We start from the raw sequence: 23048 nt of genomic DNA, 5'->3' as shown, positions 1-23048 counted from the left end.
GTGACAGAGTTACGTCAAAATGTGGCCAATCCGTGAAAGGGCAGGTGGGGTGGTCCTGTTGCGGTGAACAGGACCACCCCGTGTTGACGTACGGCCGTGCGCATCGACGTACAGCCGTGCGTACTACTTCACCGCGCCCGCCATCACGCCGGAGACGAACTGGCGCTGGAACGCGAAGAAGACCGCCAGCGGAATCACCATCGACACGAAGGCGCCGGGCGCCAGCACGTCGATGTTGTTGCCGAACTGCCGTACCTGCTGCTGCAGGGCCACCGTGATCGGCGGCGAGCCGGAGTCCGCGAAGATCAGCGCGACCAGCATGTCGTTCCACACCCAGAGGAACTGGAAGATCCCGAGCGAGGCGATCGCCGGTCCGCCCAGCGGCATCACGACCCGGGTGAAGAGCCGGATCTCGCCCGCGCCGTCGAGCCTGGCCGCCTCCAGCAGCTCCCTCGGGATCTCCGCGAAGAAGTTCCGCAGCAGGAAGATCGCGAAAGGCAGACCGAACGCGGTGTGGAAGATGATCACGCCGAAGGTCGTCTCGAAGATCCCGACCGCGCCGAAGAGCTTGGAGACCGGGACCAGGGCGACCTGCACCGGCACCACCAACAGCCCCACGACCACCAGGAACCACCAGTCGCGGCCGGGGAACTCCATCCAGGCGAAGGCGTATCCGGCCAGTGATCCGAGCACGACGACCAGAACGGTCGCCGGGACGGTGATCATCACCGTGCTGAGGAGGGAGTGGGTGATGGTCGAATTGTCCAGCAGCCGGGAATAGTTGTCGAAGGTGAGCTGGGAGGGGGCCGTGAAGACCTTCCACCAGCCGGTCGCCGCGATGTCGTCCGCGCCGCGCAGCGAGGAGAGCAGCAGCCCGATGGTCGGCATCAGCCAGAACAGGCCCACCAGGATGAGGAAGACCCGCATCACACCGCCGCCGGCGCGAGCCGCGATGCGGGCGCCGAGGGACCGCTCGGCCTTCACCGGTCCGGTTCCGGTTGTCGTGCTCGTGGCCGTGTCCGACGCTGTCGTCATCGGCGCCCCTCCTTCCGGATCCGGCGGATGTTGACGTACATCACCGGGAGTACCAGCAGCAGCAGGAGTACGGCGATGGCGCTGCCGATCCCGAGGTCGGCGTCCGTGCCGAACGACGAGCGGTAGAGCTGGAGCGCCAGCACGTTCGCGTCGGCCAGCGAGGACCCCGGTGAGATGATGAAGACCAGGTCGAAGACCTTCAGGACGTTGATCATCAAGGTGACCAGTACCACGGAGAGCACGGGTGCGAGCATCGGCACCGTGATCCGGCGGAACACCTGCCATTCGTTCGCGCCGTCCACCCGGGCCGCTTCGAGGAGTTCACGCGGCAGGCCCGCCAGGCCGGCGGCGATCAGCACCATCGCGAACCCGGCCCACATCCAGACGTAGGAGCCGATGATCCCCGGGGTGACGAGGGTCGGGCCGAGCCACTCGACTCCGTTGTACGGCTCCTTGAAGTTCGAGGCGGGAAGCCGGAGTTCGGCGCCGTCGGCCGAAGCGGGCAGGGTGAACGTACCGTCCGCGCCCGCCTTCGCCGAGGCGACCGCCTTGCCGTCCTTGACCGCCTGGACCTCGATGCCCTTGAGCCCCAGCTCCTTGGCGTCGATGACGTTGGGGCTGCCGCCGCCGCCCTTGGTGAAGTCCAGCCACGCCGTACCGGTGATCTTCCCGGGCTCCGCGGCGGCGGCCTTCGCGGGCTTCGCGCTCGTCGGCATTTTCGCCGGTGCCACACCGACCAGCGGCAGCTGTACCGGCTGCCCGGCCCGTACCGGCACCTTGGTGACGAACGAACCGTCGCCGCCCGCCCTGAGCGGGTGGACGGGCAGCGGATGCGCCTTCGGGTAGCTCGCCGACTCGGCGAACGTGTCGTGCACGCCCACCCACACGGCGTTGGCGACCCCGCGCTCCGGGGCCTGGTCGTACACCAGCCGGAAGATGATGCCGGCGGCGAGCATCGAGATCGCCATCGGCATGAAGACGATCAGCTTGAACGCCGTACCCCAGCGGATGCGCTCGGTCAGCACGGCGAAGATCAGCCCGAGGGCCGTGGAGACCGTCGGCGCGAACACGACCCAGATCGCGTTGTTCTTGACCGCCGTACGGATGGTGTCGTCCGTGAACAGCGCCTTGTAGTTGTCGAGTCCGGCGAAGCCGGTACCCGCCTGGTCGAAGAACGACCGGTAGACGGAGTACACGATCGGATAGACCACGAGCGCGCCCAGCAGCACCAGTGCGGGCGCCAGGAAGAGCGCCGCGATGAACCGGCGGGTGCCGGTCACACTCCGGCGACTGCGTCCGGGGCCGCCGGCCGGACCGTCGGACGACTTCCTGGGCGCGGGTACCGGTGGCCCGCCGGACGGATGCTTGTCGGCGGGGGGCACCGCGTCGGCGCCCCCCGCTGCGGCTGTCGTCATCGCGTCAGCTCTTGTATGCCTTGGCCGCGTCGGACTCCAGCTTCGCTTGGGTCCCCGCGATGTCCTTCGGGTTCTTCAGGAAGTCCTGGAGGGTCTTCCACTCGCCCTTCCCGGGCGTCCCGCCGAACGACTGCGGGGCCTGGTCGGACATGTCGAACCGGACGGCGTCACCCGCCGCGATCAGCGCCTTCGCCATCGTGCGCTGCACCTCGTTCGGATACGCGGCGGCGTCCAGGGCCTTGTTCGGCGAGATGAATCCGCCTTGTTCGGCCATGATCTTCGCCGCGTCGGTCGAGCCCAGCCAGGTCAGCAGGGCCTGGGCGCCCTTGCCGTCCTTCAGGGCCACCGCCGCGTCGCCACCCGTCACGACGGGGGACTCGGCGCCGACCGCCGGGAACGGGAACACCTTGGCGTCCGTCCCGATCTTCGCCTTCGTCTGCGCGATGTTGACGGCCACGAAGTCGCCCTCGTAGACCATCGCGGCCTTCGGCTGGTCACCGCCGGTGAAGGTCTGGGTGACCGAGGCCGGGAACTCCGTCTGCAGCGCGCCGTCCGCGCCGCCCGCGATCAGCGACGGCTTGCCGAAGAGCTGCGCGAGCGTGGTCAGGGCGTCCTTGACGGACGGGTCCGTCCACTTGATCTCGTGCTGGGCCAGCTGGTCGTACTTCTCCGGGCCCGCCTGGGAGAGATAGATGTTCTCGAACCAGTCGGTGAGCGTCCAGCCGTCCGCACCGCCGACCGAGACCGGGGTGACGCCGGAGGTGGACACCGTCTCGGCCGTCGCCAGGAACTCCTTCCAGGTCTTCGGCTCGGCTGCGCCCGCGTTCTCGAACGCCTTGGCGTTGTACCAGATCAAGGACTTGTTGGCGGCCTTGAAGTAGACGCCGTACTGGGTGCCGTCGACCGCGCCGAGGTCCTGCCAGACCTTCCCGTAGTTCTTGGCCAGCTGGGCCTTGGCCTCGGCGCCGACCGGCTTGGCCCACTTCTTCTCGGCGGCCTGCCGGATCGCGCCGACCTGCGGGATCATCGCGACGTCCGGCGGCTGGCCGCCCGCGATCTTCGTACCGAGGAAGTTGACGATCGGGTCCTGCGCCGGGACGAAGGTGACCGTCGCCCCCGTGCGGTTCTCGAACTCCTTGAGGACCTTGACGAAGTTGGCCTGTTCGGCTCCGGTCCAGACCGCCGCGACCGAGAGCTTCTCGCCGTTCAGTTTCGGCAGTGAGACGCTCGACGAGCTCCCGTTGTCGTTCCCGGGGCTCTTGTCCGGCTTGTCTTTTCCGCTGCCACCGTCGCTGCAACCGGTGAGGGCCAGTGCGCCGATGGCGGTGAACACCATGGCGGCCCTGCTGATCCGAAGGGTTGTGCGCATCGCTGCCCCGTCTCTCACATCGTCGTGTGCGCACAGTCCTACGCTGGGTGTACGAGCGCCGCAATACTGCTTTCGGTGTCAACTCGTTGATCGTGATGGGCTCGTGACGTGCGGTCAGGAGAAGCGCCGGTTTGCCCCTCAGGAGTGGACGGGCCCGAACGGGGCTATCGGCTCGGCGTTCACCGAACGGGCCGCCCGCTCCAGCGCACTGGCCAGCAGCGCCAGGTCCGTCGGACCGTTGCCCAGTTCGCGGACCGGGCGCCGGGCCGGCGGATCGCCCATCCGCTCCCACTCCAGCGGGACGACGGTGGGGCGCAGCGTCGCCGTACGCGGAATGCGCCCCGTCACCCGGCCGCCCTGGAACGGGGTCACCCGCCCGTCCGGATGCCCCAGCCTGCCGCGTCCGGGCGCCGGATCCTCCGGTGACGGCGGGACGACCGGTGCGTCGAGCACGATGCGCAGCCGGGCCTCGTGGGCCAGGTCCGTGTCCTCCGTACGGTCCGGACGGGCGGACGTCGCGACCAGGTGGACGCCGAGCCGGCCGCCCTCCCTGGCCACGGCCTCCAGGGCCCGTACGACCGAACCGGCGGCGGGCCGGCCGGGGCTGCCGAGCGCCGGGGCGACCAGTGCGTCGAAGTCGTCGACGAGAACGACGAGCCGGGGCAGTGGGGACGGGCCGGGGTCCGTGGACCGCGCGGTGGGGCGCAGGCGGAGCGTCCCGCTCAGCGGGGAGTCCACGTCGCCGCGCTGTTCCGCGGCGGTCGGCGGGCGCCGGCCGGCCGTCCGCCGGGCCATCTCGTGCCGGTGGTGCCACTCGGTGAAGTCGTACGGGCCGAGCAGCTCGGCGCGCCGCTTCAGCTCGCCGCCCAGCGCCTGCGCGAACTCCCGCATCCGTACCGGATCGGAGGCCACGAGGTGCGTGAACGCGTGCGGGAGTTCGGTGCACGGGCGCAGGCTCTCGCCGCGCTCGCCACCGGCGCCGTCGACCAGGAGGATGCCCAGCCGGTCGGGCCGGGCGGCGGCGGCCAGCGAGGCGGCGACGGCCCGCAGCAGCTCCGTACGTCCGCTGCCGGCCGGACCCTCGATGAGGAGATGGGGGCCCTCCGCCGACAGATCCACACTGACCGCGCCCCGGGGCCCGGCCCCGAGCACCACGACGGGCCGCCCGGCGGCCACGGCGGCGGTGCCTTCGGCGGGGACGGAAGCGGCGGGTGCGGGTGTGCCGGTGCCGGTGCCTGGGTTCGTGTCCACGGCGGCTCGCGCCGCGATCTGGGGCGTGTCGGTGCCACGCGGGCCGCTCACCCGGTTCGAGGTCCGCCCCGACCCGGCTGAACGGAGACTGTCGGCGCCCTGGACATCGCCACCGCCCCAGGAACCGGACCCGGGAACGGTGCGGGAGCTCGGGGTGTCCCCGGGCGAGGCGCCGTAGCGCCCGCCACTGACGCGGGGCGCGGCGGTGCCGGGGTACGGGGTGCGCCCGGAGCCATGGGTGTCGCGGCCCTCGTCGCGCACGAGGCCGTGGCCCGCCGTGCCGACGTGCGTGGCGGTGTCGCTGCCGGGGTACGGGGTGCGCCCCGGGCCCGGGGCGTATCCACCCGGGCCGCCGCCCGTGCGCTGGGCGCCCACGCGGGGGTCCGCACCGCGCGGGTGCTCCGTACGGCCCGAACCGCGGGAGGCCGCGTCGGCCGCATCCGTACCGCCGCCGGCGACGCCCCCCGGCCCGCCCGCCCAGCGGCCCGAACCGCGGACGGTGGCGCCGGGCTGGTCATCGGCCGTGGACGCCCAGCGGGCCATCAGCGAGGCGGGGGTGGCACGGGCCAGGCCCAGCTCGTCCAGCAGCCGGGCCGTCGTCGGGAGCGTGGCCGACACCGGCCGGCCGTGGGCCGTCACCGAACCTTCCGTGCGCAGCGGGGCCAGCGCCCGGCCGAACCGCTCGGCCCAGTGCGCCGACACCGCGTCCACCGTCGCGACCGTGCCCCGGCCCGCGGCCCGGCCGTCCGCCGTGCGCAGCAGCCGCAGGGCCGTCGCCACATCGCCGCTCAGCATCGCCACCGCCCCGCACTCCCGGAACGCGATCGAGGCGTGGCAGGCGGCCTCGTACGTCGCCGCGACCGGTGACGTGGGGGTGGCGGCCGGGGTCTCGGCCAGACAGATCAGATGGATCCCGGCGGCCACACCCGCGGCGGCCAGCCGGGCGGTGTTCTCGCGCAGCACCGCCGAGCCGGGGTCGCCGTCGACGATCAGCACGGTGTACGGGCCCACGTACCGACCGGCGGCCTCGGCGACCGTGTCCCGGTCCAGACTCGCCCAGCCGGGCCCGAGCGGCCCCTCGTCCAGCCGGCGCACCAGCTCCGTCGTACGGGCGAGGGCCTGTTCACGGTCGTACGCGAGGAGCAGCCGGCAGTCCTGGCCGTGCATCGGGCGCACGTGCGGCAGCCAGCCGAGCCAGGCCCACTCGCGTCTGCGCTCGTCCGCGCCGCGGGCGCGGTCCGTGCTGATCAGCACGATCTCCAGATCGGCGGGGGAGTGCAGCGCGGCGAGCTGCGCGACCGTCGAGCGGGCGAGTCCGGCCAGCCGGGTCCGCGGCCCGGCGAGCCCGAGGGAACCGGCCTCCCGCAGCCCCACGGTCACCGGCACGGCGGGCAGCTCGGCCCGGTCCGTCGTCCCCAGGCGCACCACGAGCGCCTCCGGGTGCGCGGCGTCGCGCTCCCAGAGCCGGGGACCGGGGCCGAGCGCGGTCAGCAGCACGGCCGCGGGGTCGGGCCAGGCGCTCCCCGCGGGCGTCACCGGGGCGGTGGCCGGGAAGGCCGGCCCGGCAGCGCCCGTCTCGTCGGGCGTCGCCTCATGGACCGGCTCGCCCTTGTTGCCCGCGAGTCTGCGCGCCCAGGCGCCTATCCCGCCGCGCCGGGGTGTCTCGTCGCCCGGGAAGGGGGCCGGGGACCCGGCGGCGTGGCGGCGGGTGTCGGCGGGCCCGTCGTCGCCGCTCCCGTACGGGTCGGGGTCGCCGGGCCCTTCGTGCGGGGCGGGACCGGAGCCGGGGGCGACGGCCGGTGCGTAGCCGTGGCCGGAGCCGTGCTCCTCGGCGAAGCCGCCGTCGGTGGCGGACGCGCCCGCCGTACCGGACACCCGTAGATGCCCCTCGCCGTCCGGGGCCGTCGACAGCGTCGGCGTACGCGCCCCGGAGGTCAGCCGGAGCGTCGATTCGCCGAGCCGCAGCAGCGCACCGGGCTGCAGGCGGACCGGGCGGTCGCGGACCTCGGCGCCGTCGAGCAGGGTGCCGTTGGTGGAGCCCAGGTCCGCCACCGAGACCAGACCGTCCGCGGAGACCGTTACCGCGCAGTGCAGCCGGGACACATCGGGGTCGTCGAGCGGGACGTCCGCGTCGGCGGAACGGCCGATCCGGACCCGGCCGCCGTGCAGCAGGTGGACCCCGCCCGCGTCGGGCCCCGCGACCACGTGCAGCTGCGCCGGGACGGCATCGTCCGCCGCCTCGTCCTCGCCCGGGACCTGCAGCGAGAGCACCGCTCCGTCGACCAGCGGGGGCTCACCCAGCGCGCACCGCTGCGCGTCGAGCCGCTCACGCCCGGCGAACAGCACCACCGCGCCGCTGCCGAGCGAGCCGTCGGGCCCGGAGACGGCCGCGGCCAGCGGGGACGCCACGGTGGCGAGCGCCGTCCCCGACGGGGCGGTGACCAGCACGTCGCAGGCGCGCGCCGGGGTCTTGCCGCTGCGCGGCGCGAGGACGGTCAGCCGGATCTGCATCGCCGTCAGCGGTCCCTTCTGCGCGGGGTGCCGGGCAGGGGAAACGGCCTGTGATTCCCCCCACCCGACACGGACGCGTCGTCCGGTACAGGTTCGTCACGTACCGCAGGGCTCCCTACCCCACAGTCCGTGCTGGAGGCATCCTCGCACCTGCCACTGACAACCCGCCCGCGGGTCACCACTAAGTGATCTTGAAACGTCGGCTGTGCGCCCATACGTGCCTGCTTGGAAGGTTCATCCATGCCCGCGGGGAAGATTCTCCCGTGCCCGCCGGGACGCATTTCCGTAACTCCGGAACCGTTCCGGGAGGGCATCCGGCATGATTCGTCGCACGTGCGTGCAGCAACCATCCGCCCGGTGTGAGCGTCTTGTTCCGCAACCGGCCGTCACCTCCCCGGGAGGGACCGGCCACGGCGGACGAGGGCGACGGGGACGAGCGCCCCGACCTCGCCGGTCACCCCACTGAGGTCTTTTGTTTGGATCAGGCCGGATCGGGGAGCGGCCCGCCGCGGAGCGGCTGATGTCACCGTGGTGCCGTGCATCGCAAGGCGGAGGAAGGAGTCATGGCGACTGACGACAACGCGGCGAGGTGCGGTGCGGGGCACGCGAGCCCGGCATGATCCAAACAAGAGGCCCTAGAGTGGGCCGGAACTCCCGGGCGGATCCGGGAGCACCGCAGACACCACGATCGCAGGGAGCGCATGACGTGCGGCCGGTAGGCAGCAAGTACCTGCTCGAGGAGCCGCTGGGACGGGGCGCCACGGGCACCGTCTGGCGTGCCCGCCAACGGGAGACCGCAGGCGCCGAGGCGGCCGTCGCCGGCCAGCCCGGCGAGACCGTGGCGATCAAGGTCCTGAAGGAGGAGCTCGCCAACGACGCGGACGTCGTGATGCGGTTCCTGCGCGAGCGCTCGGTGCTGCTCCGGCTCACCCACGAGAACATCGTGCGCACCCGCGACCTGGTCGTCGAGGGCGATCTCCTCGCCCTCGTCATGGACCTGATCGACGGCCCCGACCTGCACCGCTACCTCCGCGAGAACGGCCCGCTCACCCCGGTCGCCGCCGCGCTGCTCACCGCGCAGATCGCGGACGCGCTCGCCGCCAGCCACGCCGACGGCGTCGTCCACCGCGACCTGAAGCCCGCCAACGTCCTGCTCGACGAGCGCGACGGCCAGATGCACCCGATGCTCACCGACTTCGGCATCGCGCGCCTGGCCGACTCCCCGGGGCTCACCCGGACCCACGAGTTCGTCGGCACGCCCGCCTACGTGGCGCCCGAGTCCGCCGAGGGCCGCCCGCAGACCTCCGCCGTCGACATCTACGGCGCGGGCATCCTGCTGTACGAACTGGTCACCGGCCGCCCGCCGTTCTCCGGCGGCACCGCCCTCGAAGTCCTGCACCGGCACCTCAGCGAGGAGCCCCGCCGCCCCACCACCGTCCCGGCGCCGCTGTGGACGGTGATAGAGCGCTGCCTGAGCAAGGACCCGGACCAGCGGCCCAGCGCCGAGAACCTGGCCCGCGGACTGCGTACCGTCGCGGCCGGCATCGGCGTGCACGCCGATGCCGCCCAGATCGCGGCGGCCGACGGCGTGGGCGCCCTGCTCGCACCCGACCCGGCGCCCGCGGCCGTGCCGCAGACCCCCGGCGCGGCCGACCCGACGCAGGTGCTGCCGAGCAACGCGGGCTCGTACGATCCGAGCGCCGCGACCAGCGTCATGCAGCACGCCCCCGGCCCCGGCCAGGGCACGGGCGGGCACGCCGACCCGACCTCGGTCATGCCGCCCGTACCGCCGCACCCGGACGGCCCTCCGCAGCCCGAGGGGCCGCACCCCTGGCAGTCCCAGCTCCAGGCGGCCCGTGACCGCAACGAGCAGACGCAGGTCCAGTACCTCGACCCCGGCCAGGACCCGCTGCGCCGCCGCCCCCAGCGGCCCCAGCCCCAGCAGCAACCACAGCAGCCCCAGCGACGCCAGCAGCCGCCGCAGCATCAGCAGTACCCCCAGCCCCAGCAACAGCAGTACCAGCCGCAACCGCAGCACCAGCCCCAACAGCAGTACCAGCGCCAGCAGTACGCGCCGCCGCAGCAGCCGCCGCCCCAGCAGCCGGCCTCGCGACAGCCCCGCGAGCCGCGGCAGCGCAGCGCCAACCCGATGAGGATTCCCGGCCTCGGCTGCCTCAAGGGCTGCCTGTTCACCCTGGTCCTGCTGTTCGTCGCGGGCTGGCTGATCTGGGAACTGACCCCGCTTCAGGACTGGATCGGCCAGGGCAAGAGCTACTGGCAGGCCATCAGCGACACTGTCTCCACAGTGACCGACTGGGTCTCGAGCCTGGGCGGAAGCAGCGGTCCCTGAGCGGCCGACGCCTCATCAACTCTGTAGCTATATCGACTTCTGCGGGCCAGTTTCCACGCATATCACCCGCAGAAGTGAAGGTTGGCGCCATCCCGGGCACTCAACACCCCGATCGGCGCGTAACTTTGTCGACCGGGGGTCATGAGCGACGGTCCATCGCCAGCCGCTGAGGGAGCAGTCTTGGCACGGAATATCGGCAGCCGGTACACCGCCCACCAGATCCTGGGGCGCGGCAGCGCCGGCACGGTGTGGCTCGGCGACGGGCCCGAGGGCCCGGTGGCCATCAAGCTGCTCCGCGAGGATCTCGCGTCCGACCAGGAGCTCGTGGGCCGCTTCGTCCAGGAGCGCACCGCCCTGCTCGGCCTGGACCATCCGCGGGTGGTCGCCGTCCGCGACCTCGTGGTCGACGGCAACGACCTGGCGCTGGTCATGAACCTGGTCCGCGGCACGGACCTGCGCACCCGCCTCGACCGCGAACGCCGGCTCGCGCCCGAGGCCGCCGTCGCGATCATCGCGGACGTCGCCGACGGCCTGGCCGCCGCGCACGCCGCCGGAGTGGTCCACCGCGACGTCAAGCCGGAGAACATCCTGCTCGACATGGAGGGCCCGCTCGGCCCCGGCGGCTCGCACCCGGCGCTGCTCACCGACTTCGGCGTGGCCAAGCTGATCGACACCCCGCGCCGCACCAAGGCCAGCAAGATCATCGGTACGCCGGACTACCTCGCCCCCGAGATAGTCGAGGGCCTCCCGCCCCGCGCCGCCGTCGACATCTACGCCCTCGCCACGGTCCTGTACGAGCTCCTCGCCGGCTTCACGCCCTTCGGCGGCGGACACCCCGGCGCGGTCCTGCGCCGCCACGTCACGGAGACCGTCGTCCCCCTCCCGGGCATCCCCGAGGAGCTCTGGCAGCTCCTCGTCCAGTGCCTGGCCAAGGCGCCGGCCTCCCGGCTGCGCGCCTCCGAGCTCGCGGCCCGGCTGCGCGAGCAGCTCCCGCAGCTGGCCGGTATCCCGCCGCTGGACGTGGACGAACCGGACACCGAACCGGAACCCCCGACGTACGACGAGCAGCAGTACACCCCCGCGCCCGAGGAGCCCCGCCGCCGCGGCGCGGTCCCCCTGGTCCCCGGCTCGTCCACCGACTCCAACCGCGACACCCACACGAGCATGCGTGTCCCGGCCCCCGACGAACTGTCCGGCGGCCCCCGGGGCACGGCCAGGGCCCCCCGCTCCCCGGGCCGGCCCCGCCCCGGCTCGGCCCGCAACAAGTCCGCAGCCGTCCGCAAGCGCCGCCTGACGCTGGGCGCCGCGGCGCTGGTGCTGGTGGTGGCCCTCGGCGTGGGCGGCTGGCTGGCGCTGGGCGGCGACAGCGCGGACGTGCCCGCGCAGGACACGAAGAGCTCGGCGCCGGGCGCCCCCTGATCCGGGGCCCGGAGTCGGTTCCCCGGTGGCTTCCGGCCCCGGCGGAACCCAGGGGCGCACCCGTCGCCGCACAGTCCGGGGAGGCGCCGCACACCCGGTCACCGAGTCGTGATCATGCGGCCCGAGGAACGTCCGTGCCGACAGCCGTTACGCTGGACCCGTGGCAGTCGTCGATATTTCCGAAGAGCTGAAGTCCCTCTCCTCGACCATGGGGTCGATCGAGGCCGTCCTGGACCTGGATGCGCTGAGGGCGGACATCGCCGCGCTCGAGGAGCAGGCGGCAGCGCCTTCCCTCTGGGACGACCCGGAGGCGGCACAGAAGATCACCAGCAAGCTTTCGCACCTCCAGGCCGAGGTCCGCAAGACCGAGGCGCTCCGCGGCCGGATCGACGATCTCGAAATCCTCTTCGAGCTCGCCCAGGACGAGGGCGACGCCGATGCCCTCGCCGAGGCCGAGTCCGAGCTGGATTCGGTCAGGAAGGCGCTGGACGAGATGGAGGTCCGTACCCTCCTCTCCGGCGAGTACGACTCCCGCGAGGCCCTGGTCAACATCCGCGCCGAGGCCGGTGGCGTGGACGCCGCCGACTTCGCCGAGAAGCTCCAGCGCATGTACATCCGCTGGGCCGAGCGGCACGGCTACAAGACCGAGGTCTACGAGACGTCGTACGCGGAAGAGGCCGGCATCAAGTCGACCACCTTCGCCGTCCAGATCCCGTACGCCTACGGCACCCTCTCCGTCGAGCAGGGCACCCACCGGCTCGTCCGGATCTCGCCCTTCGACAACCAGGGCCGCCGCCAGACGTCCTTCGCGGGTGTCGAGGTGCTCCCCGTGGTCGAGCAGACCGACCACATCGAGATCGACGAGTCCGAACTGCGCGTCGACGTGTACCGCTCGTCGGGCCCCGGCGGCCAGGGCGTCAACACCACGGACTCCGCGGTGCGCCTGACCCACCTCCCGACCGGCATCGTCGTCTCCTGCCAGAACGAGCGCTCGCAGATCCAGAACAAGGCGTCCGCGATGAACGTCCTCCAGGCGAAGCTCCTTGAGCGCCGCCGCCAGGAGGAGCAGGCCAAGATGGACGCCCTCAAGGGCGACGGCGGCAACTCCTGGGGCAACCAGATGCGGTCGTACGTCCTGCACCCGTACCAGATGGTCAAGGACCTGCGTACGGAGTTCGAGATGGGCAACCCGGAAGCGGTCTTCAACGGCGAGATCGACGGCTTCCTGGAGGCGGGCATCCGCTGGCGCAAGCAGCGGGAGAAGTAGGCGGGCGGGCCGACGCGGCCTGTTTCCCTGTTCTTTGAACGGCGGTGCCGGAATCCCCACGGGGTTCCGGCACCGCCGTTTTCGTCGCGCACGCGTACGAGGCGGCGCGCGAAAGGGAGTTGGGGGACCGAGTTGCGGAGGCGGCGTGGTGAGTGCGTCACAGTCGTGATTCCGAATGGAGATCAACTCCCCTCAAATCGGTGCAGATTGCACGGAACGGCCTTGACGTGATCCTTAACTCTGGACAGGGTGCTAGGGCAGCATGCGTATGTCCGGGACGGGTGTGAACGGGGGCGGGCGGCATGACCACGGCTCCATGTGGCGCTGTTCGGAGTGAACCCCGCAGAGCCGCGGCCCGCATATGGCTGCTCCATTGACGAGACCAGCTACTGGGGGTAGCAGCACATGACGAAGAAGACGCGAGTACGCGTCGCGCGGATCGCCGCGGGTGCGGTGATCGCCGCGGGCGCCTCGCTCACCGCTGCCGGTGCGGCATCGGCCGCAGGCATCGGTGTCAACGTCGCGGGTGTTCAGGTTGGCGTCCAGACGGCGGACGGCGACGGCGACCCGTGCAGCCCGGCCGACCCGCGATGCGAGACCGGCGGTACTGAGTCCGGTGGTAACGAGACCGGTGGTAACGAGACCGGCGGCAATGAGACCGGTGGTAACGAGACCGGCGGCAATGAGACCGGTGGTAACGAGACCGGCGGCAATGAGACCGGTGGTAATGAGACCGGTGGTAATGAGACCGGTGGTAATGAGACCGGTGGTAATGAGACCGGTGGTAATGAGACCGGTGGTAACGAGACCGGCGGCAATGAGACCGGCGGTAACGAGACCGGCGGCAATGAGACCGGCGGTAACGAGACCGGCGGCAATGAGACCGGCGGTCACGGCAACGGCGGCAACGGCAACGGTGGCAACCAGTCCGGCGGCAACGGCAACGGTGGCAACGGTTCCTCCGGCAACGGTGGCAACGGTTCTTCCGGCACCTCCGGCAACGGCGGCAACGGTTCCTCCGGCACCTCCGGCAACGGTGGTACCACCGGTAACGCCTCCGCAGGCTTTGCGACCGGTGGCGGCGACGCCGACAACTGCACCGTCGACCTCGACGGCGCGAAGTGCGCGGACAACACCACCCCCGACTCGGCCGGCAACCAGCCGGTCGAGCAGGGCAAGGGCAAGGACGAGCTCGCTGAGACCGGTGCCGCCGAGACCACGTTCCTGCTGGTCGGCGCCGCGACGATGATTGCCGGAGGTATCGGCTTCCGGATCCTGCCGCGCCTCATGAACGGCCGTACGGTCGCCTAAGGGCCCGCTGGCGGCACATGTACGCACCGAGGGGCCCGGGACGCCTGCTAACGGCATCCCGGGCCCCTCTGCGTACACGTACACGCTCTCGCAGGCGGACGGACGGGCTCTCCCGCGGCTACACGGTCTGGTGCGCCAGCAGTGCCAGCGCGCCCAGCAGCACCACCAGCAGGGCTACCAGTGTCACGGGGCTCAGCCCCGCGAAGATTCCCTGCTCCTGTTCGTGCTGCAGCCGCTCACGGCTTGCCCGGCACACGGGGCAGCGGCCCTCATTCACGGGCGCCGCGCAGTTTGCGCACACCAATCGGTCATAGGTCATGCGCTTTCCTCCTCCCGCGCGGCGGAGCCGCATACGCCTTGTCTCCGCACAACGCTCATGGGAACGCGACCGTTCCCCCTACCACTGTGCCAGCTCGCGCGGATTTCGGCGCGGCCCGCCGGACACAGCCCGTTACGTAGCGCTTCGGCCCCGCTTCCGGCCCATGCCGTTCCGCCATAAATCACCCATCCCGGGACGCGCGCCTGCACGCGTCAGGCCGGTTCGCGTATGGTCACGCACACCTACTCCCGGCCGACCGTGGTGCATCCGTGATCCGATTCGACAACGTCTCCAAGACCTACCCGAAGCAGAGCCGTCCCGCTCTACGGGATGTGTCTCTCGATATCGAGAAGGGCGAGTTCGTCTTCCTGGTGGGCTCCTCCGGCTCCGGCAAGTCCACCTTCATGCGACTCATCCTCCGCGAAGAACGCGCCAGTCAGGGCATGGTCCACGTCCTGGGCAAGGACCTCGCGCGCCTGTCCAACTGGAAGGTGCCGCACATGCGCCGCCAGCTGGGCACGGTTTTCCAGGACTTCAGACTTCTTCCCAACAAGACCGTTGCGCAGAACGTGGCGTTCGCGCAGGAGGTCATCGGCAAGCCGCGCGGCGAGATCCGCAAGGCGGTGCCGCAGGTCCTCGACCTGGTCGGCCTCGGCGGCAAGGAAGACCGGATGCCCGGTGAGCTCTCCGGTGGTGAGCAGCAGCGCGTGGCGATCGCGCGGGCGTTCGTGAACCGTCCCATGCTGCTGATCGCGGACGAGCCGACCGGCAACCTCGACCCGCAGACCTCCGTCGGCATCATGAAGCTGCTGGACCGGATCAACCGGACCGGCACCACCGTGATCATGGCGACCCACGACCAGAACATCGTCGACCAGATGCGCAAGCGCGTCATCGAGCTGGAGCAGGGCCGCCTCGTACGCGACCAGGCCCGCGGCGTCTACGGCTACCAGCACTGAGCACTGAGCACCGAGCACTGAAAGGACGCCATGCGCGCCCAGTTCGTCCTGTCGGAGATCGGCGTCGGCCTCCGTCGCAACCTCACGATGACCTTCGCCGTCGTCGTCTCCGTCGCCCTCTCGCTCGCCCTGTTCGGCGGCGCGCTGCTCATGCGCGAGCAGGTCAGCACGATGAAGGACTACTGGTACGACAAGGTCAACGTCTCGATCTTCCTGTGCAGCAAGAGTGATGTGACCTCGACGCCCAAGTGCGCCAAGGGTGCTGTCACCAAGGAGCAGAAGAAGAACATCGAGGACGAACTCGACAAGATGGACAACCTGGTTGAGAAGGTCACCTACGAGTCGGCCAACCAGGCGTTCGAGCACTACCAGGAGCAGTTCGGCGACTCGCCCATGGCGAGCAACATCAGGCCGGACCAGATGCAGGAGTCGTTCCGGGTCAAGCTCCACGACCCGAAGAAGTACAAGGTCGTCGCCACCGCCTTCGCCGGCCGGGACGGGGTGCAGTCCGTCCAGGACCAGAGATCCATCCTGGACAACCTCTTCGGGCTGATGAACGGCATGAATGTGGCCGCCCTCTTCGTGATGGCGCTGATGCTGGTCATCGCGCTGATGCTGATCGTGAACACCGTCCGGGTGTCCGCGTTCAGCCGACGGCGCGAAACGGGCATCATGCGGCTCGTCGGCGCCTCCGGGTTCTACATCCAGATGCCGTTCATCATGGAGGCCGCGTTCGCCGGTCTCATCGGTGGCGTGCTCGCCTGCGCGATGCTGCTGGCCGGCCGGTACTTCCTGATCGACGGCGGTCTGGCGCTGCAGAGCAAGCTGAACCTGATCGACTTCATCGGCTGGGACGCGGTCTTCACCAAGCTGCCCCTGGTCCTGGCGATCGGCTTGCTGATGCCCGCCGTTGCCGCTCTCTTCGCGCTGCGCAAGTACCTGAAGGTGTGACAAGCGCCCTTGTGGCGCACGGCCAACCGGCCGTGCGCCACAAGGGCGTTGTCCTACACTCGTCGCCATGTCGGGTCCTGTGCAGTGTTTCGGGCCCCGCGGTGTGCGCCGCGGGGCGGCCCTGACATTGGTTTTCGCGACCGTGCTGGCCACCGCGGCGGCCACCGGTTCGCTGCCGCGCGGCGCGGCGAAGTCCTCGGACATCGCGACCCGTTACGTCGCCTCCATCGTCGACGGTGACGAGGTGGCCGACGCCGCCGCCCGGGCCGTGGCCGACGGCAAGTCCGGCAAGGAGGCGGCCGAGGAGGTCGTCAGCCGCAGCGGCGACCGCTGGGGCGCGGTGTACGACGAGCGGCAGTACGAGGAGTTCGAGCAGGCCCTCGACGGCTCGTACACCGGCGTGGGGATCGCCGCCAGGCGCTCCGCCGAGGGACGGGTCGAGGTGGCCCGGGTCCAGCCCGGCGGCCCCGCCGACCGCGCGGGCATCGAGCCGGGCGATCTGCTTCGTACGGTCGACGGCCACCGGGTCGACGAACGGCCCGTCGCCGAGGTCGTCGCCCTGCTGCGCGGAGACCGTACGGAGGCGTCCGCGGGCAGCACCGTCGTACTGGGCGTGCAGCGGGGCGCGGCGCTCCGGACCGAGACGCTGCGCCGGGCCAGGCTCACCACCGAGGCCGTCAGCGTCCGGCACATCGGACCGGACCGTTCCGATCCCTCCCCGGCTGTCCTGATCGAGGTGGACTCGTTCACCAGGGGCTCGGGCGACAGGGTCCGCGACGCGGTCCGGGACGCACCGGCGGGTGCCGGGGTGCTCCTCGACCTCCGCGGCAACTCCGGCGGCCTGGTCACCGAGGCCGTCACCGCCGCCTCCGCCTTCCTGGACGGCGGCCTGGTCGCGACGTACGACGTGCACGGAGAGCAGCGGGCCCTTTACGCGCAGCCGGGCGGCGACACCGTCCGCCCCCTCGTCGTCCTCATCGACGGCGGCACGATGAGCGCTGCCGAGCTCCTCACCGGCGCGCTGCAGGACCGGGGCCGCGCCGTCACGGTCGGCTCGCGCACCTTCGGCAAGGGTTCCGTCCAGATGCCCAGCAAGCTCCCGGGCGGCTCGGTGGCCGAGCTGACCGTCGGCCACTACCGCACCCCGGCGGGCCGCGGCGTCGACGGCCGCGGCATAACCCCGGACCTCGCGGTCACATCCCGGGCCGAGCGGCGGGCCGAGACAGTATTGAGTGGCCTCGGGGGTGGGTCGTAGTGCGAAAATGGCTGCACTATGGCTAAGGAAAAGGACACAGGGCGCAAGCTCATCGCGCAGAACAAGAAGGCGCGGCACGACTACCACATCCTCGACACCTACGAGTGCGGTCTCGTACTCATGGGTACCGAGGTCAAATCGTTGCGGCTGGGCCGGGCCTCGCTCGTGGACGGCTTCGTCCAGATCGACGGCGGCGAGGCATGGCTGCACAACATCCACGTCCCGGAGTACGTGCAGGGGACCTGGACCAACCACTCGGCCAAGCGGAAGCGCAAGCTGCTGATGCACCGGGCGGAGATCGACAAGCTGGAGTCGAAGTCCGGCGAGACGGGTCACACGATCGTGCCGCTCGCGCTGTACTTCAAGGACGGCCGGGTGAAGGTCGAGATCGCGCTCGCCAAGGGCAAGAAGGAGTTCGACAAGCGGCAGACCCTGCGCGAGAAGCAGGACCTGCGGGAGACGAACCGTGCGATCTCGGCAGCGCGCCGGCGCCAGCGCAGCGCGTAGCCGGGACCGTACGGGCGGGGCCGGCAGCGGCCCGCAGGAATAGGCTGGCATCGTCGTGCGTTGGTCACGTACGATGGCACTGCACTCCACAGCGGGTGCGCGTTTTGACAACACAACATGGGGATGATCGGTTTCGACAGCGGATGTCGAAGCAGGGGAAGCGAGCCGAGGAAGCGGCAATGATCTCGTAAACCATATGTCGCAACCAATAATCGCCAATTCCAAGAGCGATTCCCAGTCCTTCGCCCTCGCTGCCTAATAAGCAGTGAGTGAGGGACCCTTAATGGGTGTCAGCCCGGGGGTGTTCCCGACCCGGACCCTGGCATAATCTAGGGGACTAAACCACTGATCCCGGTCACGGGGTTCGGTGGGAAATCAAACAGTGACTGAGCCCGTCGGAGACTTGTTCGCGAGATCTCCGGGGCCGAGAAAATCGCAGCGAACTGCGCTCGGAGAAGCCCTGATTCTGCACCGTTGGACGCGGGTTCGATTCCCGCCATCTCCACAATTCCCATGTGAACGAGGACCCCGTTGCCCACCGGCAACGGGGTCCTCGTTCTTGTTCCCGCCGTCCGGAGCGTGCGCGGCTCACCTCCGCCGGACCCCGGCCGGCGCCAGCCCCGCCGCGCGTCGCCGGCGCTGAGGGCGAGGGTGCGGGCGGTACACCTTCGCCGGTCCGGACCGGACCGGACCGGACCGGACCGGACTGCGCCGTGCCCGTGCCGCCAAGCCCCGGCTCGGCCACGACGCCGCGTGATCATGACCGTTCGATGGCATGTGACGTAACGCACGGGAAATATGGGTGAACCGAGCCTGTCACGCACCGTTGGCAGGCTCGGCCGTCGGGCAGCAGCGGGACGAGAGCCGGGTGGACCACATGCACGAGGGCGAACAGCACGGGCCACTCGCGGGCTTCACCGTCGGGGTCACCGCCGCGCGCCGCGCACAGGAGTTCGGCGCGCTGCTGGAACGACGGGGAGCCGCCGTCCTGCACGCGCCCGCCCTGCGGATCGTGCCGCTCGCGGACGACACCGAACTCCTCGACGCCACCCGGGAAATCGTCGGCTCCGCCCCCGACGTGGTCGTCGCCACCACCGCGGTCGGCTTCCGGGGCTGGATCGAGGCCGCCGACGGCTGGGGTCTCGGCGACCGGCTGTCGGCGGCGCTGCGCGGCGTGGAGCTGCTGGCCCGCGGCCCCAAGGTCAAGGGCGCCGTCCGGGCCGCCGGGCTGACCGAGGCGTGGTCGGCCGACTCCGAGTCCCTGGCCGAAGTGCTGGACCGGCTCCTGGACGAGGGCGTGAAGGGGCGCCGTATCGCCGTCCAGTTGCACGGCGAGCCCCTCCCCGGCTTCGTCGAGTCGCTCCGCGGCGCGGGAGCCGAGGTGATCGCCGTACCCGTCTACCGCTGGGCGGACCCCGAGGACATCGCCCCGCTCGACCGGCTGCTCGACACCACCCTGGCCCGGGGCCTGGACGCCCTCACCTTCACCAGCGCCCCCGCCGCCGCCTCGCTGCTCGGCCGGGCCGGGAAGCGCGGGCTGCTCCCGGAACTCCTGAGCGCGCTGCGGGACGACGTCCTCGTGGCCTGCGTCGGACCGGTCACCGCCCTGCCGCTGCGGGCCCGCGGCATCGACACCGTCCAGCCGGAACGCTTCCGGCTCGCCCCGCTCGTCCAGCTGCTGTGCCACGAACTCCCCGCCAGGGTACGGACGTTTCCGATCGCCGGGCACCGGGTCGAGGTCCGTGGCCACGCCGTGATCGTCGACGGCGCACTGCGTCCGGTGCAGCCTGCGGGAATGGCCCTGCTGCACGCCCTGGCCCGCCGGCCGGGCTGGGTGGTGGCCCGCGCCGACCTGTTGCGCGCGCTGCCCGGCAGCGGTACGGACGAACACGCGGTGGAGACGGCCATGGCGAGGCTGCGTACGGCACTGGGCACGCCCCGCCTCGTCCAGACGGTAGTCAAACGCGGCTACCGACTGGCGCTGGACCCGGCGCCGGACAGCACGTACGCCGATTCCGATTCCGATTCCGGTTCCGGTCCCTGAGGCCGCTGCGGATGCCGTCGCGGCGTCAGGAACAAGGCGCCCGACCACGCCCGGGTAGCGTGATGGGATGATGAACGACATCCACCGGATCAACGCGGAGGTACGACTCCGTCCCCCGACCCCGGCCGACGCCGTCTCCCTCTCCATATCGCTGACCCGCAGCCGCGCGTACATGCAGCCCTGGGAGCCCGTGCGGCCCGACGCCTTCTACACCGAGCATGGCCAGCGGGAACGGCTGGCCGGTCTGCTCGCGGACCGTGACGCGGGGCGGGCGATGGCCTGGGTCCTCGCCGATGAACAGGACCGCGTGGTGGGCGGGCTCAACCTCAACGGCATGGTGCTCGGGCCGTTCCGCAGCGCGACTCTCGGCTACTGGGTCGATGTCGAGCACGCGGGCCGTGGTCTGGCCACGGCCGCCGTGCAGCGGGTCTGCGAGGTGGCCAGGGACGGGCTGCGCCTGCACCGGGTCGAGGCGGGGACGGTGCTGGACAACGTCGCGTCGCAGCGGGTGCTCACCAAGTGCGGCTTCGAGCAGTACGGCGTGGCCCCGCGCTACCTGCACATCAACGGCGACTGGCGCGACCACCGGCTGTTCCAGCGGATCCTGTACGACGGTTCGTCGCTGCCGGCATAAGGGCCGGAACGGCTACCGGACGCGCGGTACGCACGCGCACAAGCGGTACGGAGATCACCGGTCATCAGGACGCCGTACGGCCCCGCCCGTACCGAACCGCGTGGCGGCAGGGGTTCCGGGCGCGGCACCTGAGGGGCACTCTGGGGGAGACCTCGACCGGAGACCACGAGGCGGTGACTCACGCATGGCGGCGGGCAAGCGCTCGTACGACTGGCGGTTCGACTCCGGCCGCCCCTGCCTGGACCTGGTGGCGACGGGAGCCGGCACCTCCGGCGCCTGCGAGCTGCTCGACGGCGCCGAACGGCTCGCGGAGTGGCTGGTTGCCGCCGGACTCGTACCGAGCGGCACCCGCCTCGACGCGGTGGACGACACCTGGGTGGTGCGCTTCCGGCAGTTGAGGACAGGCGTCGACCGTCTGCTGACCGCCGAACTCGGTGGCCGCAGAGCCGAGAGCGCCCTGGAACGGGTCAACGCGCTCGCCGCGGCCGCACCCCCGGGACTGAGGGCCGTGCGCGGCAGGAGCGGCACGCTGGTACGGACACTGAGCGCCGATCCCGAATGCGGGGCGCTGCTGGCCGCCGTCGCCCGCGACGCCGTCGAGCTCCTGACCGACCCCGAGGCACGCGCCGGACTGCGCCGCTGCGGGGCCGACAACTGCCGCCGCCTCTACCTGGACACCTCGCGCGGCCACCGACGCCGCTGGTGCTCCAGCGAGGTGTGCGGCAACCGCGAGCGGGTGGCCCGGCACCGGCGCAGGGCGGCGGCCGTGGCGGCCGTGGACGCGGCTGTGGACGCGGTCGCGGGGGCGAGCGCGGGAGCGCCGTACCGCAAAGAGTCTTGAGACGGTAAAGAATCTTGAGACCGGAAAGAATTTTGAGACCGGTTTGAATGGATCGCGGTCCCCCTCCGTACTCGATGGCCAGGGAGCTCCACAGGGTCTCGACCGGGAGGTGCGGGTGCGCAAGGATGCGGCCGTGGCCGATGACCGTCCGCACAGGGCCCGACATCGCAGTGAGCCGCCCCCGTCCTCCTCCGACGCCCCCGACGAGGAGCTGATGCGGGCGCTCTACCGCGAACACGCCGGACCTCTGCTCGCGTACGTGCTCCGCCTCGTCGCAGGCGACCGGCAGCGCGCCGAGGACGTGGTGCAGGAAACACTCATCCGCGCCTGGAAGAACGCCGGCCGGCTGGACGGGGCCACCGGCTCCGTCCGCCCGTGGCTGGTGACGGTGGCCCGGCGCATCGTCATCGACGGCCACCGCAGCAGGCAGGCCCGGCCGCACGAGGTCGATCCGTCGCCGCTGGAGGTCATTCCCGCCGAGGACGAGATGGACAAGGCGTTGTGGCTGATGACGCTCTCGGACGCGCTCGACGATTTGACCCCCGCCCACCGGGAAGCACTGGTCGAGACGTACTTCAAGGGCCGTACGGTCAACGAGGCGGCCGATGTGCTGGGTGTTCCGAGCGGGACGGTGCGCTCCCGGGTCTTCTACGCACTGCGCTCGATGAAGCTGGCACTCGAAGAGAGGGGGATCACGGCATGAGCGACGACGAGTGGGAGCCATTCGGCCCCCGGTCCACCACGGGTCCCTCCAGCCCCCGCAGCCCCGGGGGCCCCCGGAACCCCGGCGGCCCCCGCAGCCTCGGTGGCCCCGGCCGTACCGCCCCACGCGAGGCCGTCGAGGAGCCCGGACACGACGCCGCGGGTGCGTATCTCCTCGGCGTGCTGGACGACGCCGAGGCGTCCGCCTTCGAGGCGCATCTGGCCGGCTGCGACCTGTGCGGCGCCCGTCTCGACGAGTTCGCCGGACTGGAACCCGTGCTCGCGGCGCTCTCCGATGCCCCGGCCGCCGGGCCGGCCGCCCGCCTTGTCCCGTACGTCGCGCAGCGGCCCACGCCCCGGATGCTCGACCGGCTGGTCGAGGAGGTGGCCCGCAAGCGGGCCGGGCGCAGGCGCCGCTCCAGGTATCTGGTGGCGGCGGCAGCGGCGCTGATCATCGGTGGTCCGGTCGTCGCCGTCCTGGTGACCGGCGGCGACGGCACCTCCGCACAGGCGGCCGACCCGCACCCCACCGGCCCCGCCGACGACACCGCCTTCTCCCGCATGACGGACAAGGTGCGGGCCACCGACCCCACCACGAAGGTCGACGCCACCATCGGCATGGAGAAGAAGGCCTGGGGCACCGACACCGTGCTGGAGCTCAGAAACGTCACGGGCCCGGAGAAATGCCGGCTGATCGCGGTGTCGAAGACCGGCGAGGAGGAGGTCGTCACCTCCTGGTCCGTACCGAAGTGGGGGTACGGCATCGAGAAATTTCCGCACCCGGCCGCGACGTACCCGCTCCATGTCCACGGCGGCGCGGCCATGGACCGCGGTGACATCGACCACTTCGAGGTGCGTACGTTCGACGGCAGGCGGCTGGTGGAGATCGAGGTCTGATCGTTCGGCAG

Annotated in this window: 18 protein-coding genes and 1 other RNA gene; 14 read left to right on the top strand and 5 right to left on the bottom strand. The window is 71.3% G+C overall.

The window, feature by feature from the left end; genetic code table 11:
• Positions 1-123: 123 nt before the first annotated feature.
• The 4 genes from ACFVV1_RS11720 to ACFVV1_RS11705 all read right to left on the bottom strand — a co-directional run bounded on the left by ACFVV1_RS11720 (position 124) and on the right by ACFVV1_RS11705 (position 7581).
• A complete protein-coding gene (locus ACFVV1_RS11720) occupies positions 124-1035 on the bottom strand; it encodes a carbohydrate ABC transporter permease (RefSeq protein WP_389988166.1) in 912 nt (303 codons plus the stop codon).
• A complete protein-coding gene (locus tag ACFVV1_RS11715; RefSeq protein ID WP_389988163.1) occupies positions 1032-2450 on the bottom strand; it encodes a carbohydrate ABC transporter permease in 1419 nt (472 codons plus the stop codon). Before ACFVV1_RS11715 ends, ACFVV1_RS11720 begins: the two co-directional genes overlap by 4 nt.
• Before the next feature lie 4 nt (positions 2451-2454).
• The gene (locus tag ACFVV1_RS11710; protein WP_389988160.1) at positions 2455-3819 is read right to left on the bottom strand and encodes an ABC transporter substrate-binding protein; all 1365 of its coding nucleotides are present in this window, start codon (positions 3817-3819) and stop codon (positions 2455-2457) included.
• A 138-nt stretch (positions 3820-3957) separates the two neighbouring features.
• A complete protein-coding gene (locus tag ACFVV1_RS11705) occupies positions 3958-7581 on the bottom strand; it encodes an FHA domain-containing protein (RefSeq protein ID WP_389988157.1) in 3624 nt (1207 codons plus the stop codon).
• A 706-nt stretch (positions 7582-8287) separates the two neighbouring features.
• Between ACFVV1_RS11705 and ACFVV1_RS11700 the strand changes: the two genes are divergently transcribed.
• The 4 genes from ACFVV1_RS11700 to ACFVV1_RS11685 all read left to right on the top strand — a co-directional run bounded on the left by ACFVV1_RS11700 (position 8288) and on the right by ACFVV1_RS11685 (position 13928).
• Positions 8288-9931: a serine/threonine-protein kinase gene (locus ACFVV1_RS11700; protein WP_389988154.1), complete on the top strand. Its 1644-nt coding sequence runs from the start codon at positions 8288-8290 to the stop codon at positions 9929-9931.
• Between the two features lie 180 nt (positions 9932-10111).
• Positions 10112-11350, top strand: a complete 1239-nt coding sequence (locus tag ACFVV1_RS11695) for a serine/threonine-protein kinase (protein ID WP_389988151.1) — start codon at positions 10112-10114, stop codon at positions 11348-11350.
• A gap of 160 nt (positions 11351-11510) precedes the next feature.
• The gene (prfB, locus tag ACFVV1_RS11690; RefSeq protein ID WP_389988148.1) at positions 11511-12617 is read left to right on the top strand and encodes a peptide chain release factor 2; all 1107 of its coding nucleotides are present in this window, start codon (positions 11511-11513) and stop codon (positions 12615-12617) included.
• Between the two features lie 405 nt (positions 12618-13022).
• The gene (locus ACFVV1_RS11685; protein WP_389988145.1) at positions 13023-13928 is read left to right on the top strand and encodes a hypothetical protein; all 906 of its coding nucleotides are present in this window, start codon (positions 13023-13025) and stop codon (positions 13926-13928) included.
• A gap of 118 nt (positions 13929-14046) precedes the next feature.
• Here the strand turns inward: ACFVV1_RS11685 and ACFVV1_RS11680 are convergent, their stop codons facing one another.
• Positions 14047-14247 carry a hypothetical protein gene (locus ACFVV1_RS11680; protein ID WP_389988142.1) on the bottom strand — a complete coding sequence of 67 codons (201 nt, stop codon included), beginning with the start codon at positions 14245-14247 and terminating at the stop codon, positions 14047-14049.
• A gap of 269 nt (positions 14248-14516) precedes the next feature.
• On the opposite strand from ACFVV1_RS11680, the gene ftsE reads away from it, so the two are divergent.
• From ftsE to ACFVV1_RS11630, 10 genes are all read left to right on the top strand, one after another.
• Entirely contained in the window at positions 14517-15206 is a 690-nt protein-coding gene (ftsE, locus tag ACFVV1_RS11675; protein WP_275534976.1) for a cell division ATP-binding protein FtsE, read from the top strand.
• A gap of 30 nt (positions 15207-15236) precedes the next feature.
• Entirely contained in the window at positions 15237-16157 is a 921-nt protein-coding gene (ftsX, locus tag ACFVV1_RS11670) for a permease-like cell division protein FtsX (RefSeq protein WP_389988139.1), read from the top strand.
• 67 nt (positions 16158-16224) lie between these two features.
• Entirely contained in the window at positions 16225-17412 is a 1188-nt protein-coding gene (locus ACFVV1_RS11665; protein WP_389988136.1) for a S41 family peptidase, read from the top strand.
• An 18-nt stretch (positions 17413-17430) separates the two neighbouring features.
• Positions 17431-17919 (top strand): SsrA-binding protein SmpB, encoded by a 489-nt coding sequence (smpB, locus tag ACFVV1_RS11660; protein ID WP_389988132.1) that lies wholly within the window; start codon positions 17431-17433, stop codon positions 17917-17919.
• Between the two features lie 119 nt (positions 17920-18038).
• Positions 18039-18427, top strand: a transfer-messenger RNA (tmRNA) gene (gene ssrA, locus ACFVV1_RS11655).
• 369 nt (positions 18428-18796) lie between these two features.
• Positions 18797-19963: a uroporphyrinogen-III synthase gene (locus ACFVV1_RS11650; RefSeq protein ID WP_389988289.1), complete on the top strand. Its 1167-nt coding sequence runs from the start codon at positions 18797-18799 to the stop codon at positions 19961-19963.
• Positions 19964-20030: 67 nt separating this feature from the next.
• Positions 20031-20597 carry a GNAT family N-acetyltransferase gene (locus tag ACFVV1_RS11645; protein ID WP_389988129.1) on the top strand — a complete coding sequence of 189 codons (567 nt, stop codon included), beginning with the start codon at positions 20031-20033 and terminating at the stop codon, positions 20595-20597.
• 184 nt (positions 20598-20781) lie between these two features.
• Entirely contained in the window at positions 20782-21438 is a 657-nt protein-coding gene (locus ACFVV1_RS11640) for a CGNR zinc finger domain-containing protein (RefSeq protein WP_389988126.1), read from the top strand.
• 109 nt (positions 21439-21547) lie between these two features.
• Positions 21548-22141 (top strand): sigma-70 family RNA polymerase sigma factor, encoded by a 594-nt coding sequence (locus tag ACFVV1_RS11635; RefSeq protein WP_389988123.1) that lies wholly within the window; start codon positions 21548-21550, stop codon positions 22139-22141.
• The gene (locus tag ACFVV1_RS11630) at positions 22138-23037 is read left to right on the top strand and encodes an anti-sigma factor family protein (protein WP_389988120.1); all 900 of its coding nucleotides are present in this window, start codon (positions 22138-22140) and stop codon (positions 23035-23037) included. The genes ACFVV1_RS11635 and ACFVV1_RS11630 overlap by 4 nt, the downstream gene beginning before the upstream one ends.
• The last annotated feature ends 11 nt before the right edge of the window (positions 23038-23048 follow it).

It is taken from the genome of Streptomyces sp. NPDC058092 (genome assembly GCF_042884935.1).
Classification (GTDB): domain Bacteria; phylum Actinomycetota; class Actinomycetes; order Streptomycetales; family Streptomycetaceae; genus Streptomyces.
The sequence above is the reverse complement of the archived record's forward strand: the minus strand, read 5'-3'. Positions and strand labels throughout refer to the sequence as shown.

Excerpts from the sequence above, each read along its gene's own strand:
- ACFVV1_RS11640 (WP_389988126.1), top strand. The coding sequence starts at position 20,782 with ATGGCGGCGGGCAAGCGCTCGTACGACTGGCGGTTCGACTCCGGCCGC.
- ACFVV1_RS11665 (WP_389988136.1), top strand. The coding sequence starts at position 16,225 with ATGTCGGGTCCTGTGCAGTGTTTCGGGCCCCGCGGTGTGCGCCGCGGG.
- ACFVV1_RS11685 (WP_389988145.1), top strand. The coding sequence starts at position 13,023 with ATGACGAAGAAGACGCGAGTACGCGTCGCGCGGATCGCCGCGGGTGCG.
- ACFVV1_RS11710 (WP_389988160.1), bottom strand. The coding sequence starts at position 3,819 with ATGCGCACAACCCTTCGGATCAGCAGGGCCGCCATGGTGTTCACCGCC.
- ACFVV1_RS11645 (WP_389988129.1), top strand. The coding sequence starts at position 20,031 with ATGATGAACGACATCCACCGGATCAACGCGGAGGTACGACTCCGTCCC.
- ACFVV1_RS11705 (WP_389988157.1), bottom strand. The coding sequence starts at position 7,581 with ATGCAGATCCGGCTGACCGTCCTCGCGCCGCGCAGCGGCAAGACCCCG.
- ACFVV1_RS11630 (WP_389988120.1), top strand. The coding sequence starts at position 22,138 with ATGAGCGACGACGAGTGGGAGCCATTCGGCCCCCGGTCCACCACGGGT.
- ACFVV1_RS11680 (WP_389988142.1), bottom strand. The coding sequence starts at position 14,247 with ATGACCTATGACCGATTGGTGTGCGCAAACTGCGCGGCGCCCGTGAAT.
- ACFVV1_RS11715 (WP_389988163.1), bottom strand. The coding sequence starts at position 2,450 with ATGACGACAGCCGCAGCGGGGGGCGCCGACGCGGTGCCCCCCGCCGAC.
- ftsX (WP_389988139.1), top strand. The coding sequence starts at position 15,237 with ATGCGCGCCCAGTTCGTCCTGTCGGAGATCGGCGTCGGCCTCCGTCGC.
- smpB (WP_389988132.1), top strand. The coding sequence starts at position 17,431 with ATGGCTAAGGAAAAGGACACAGGGCGCAAGCTCATCGCGCAGAACAAG.
- ACFVV1_RS11650 (WP_389988289.1), top strand. The coding sequence starts at position 18,797 with ATGCACGAGGGCGAACAGCACGGGCCACTCGCGGGCTTCACCGTCGGG.
- ACFVV1_RS11720 (WP_389988166.1), bottom strand. The coding sequence starts at position 1,035 with ATGACGACAGCGTCGGACACGGCCACGAGCACGACAACCGGAACCGGA.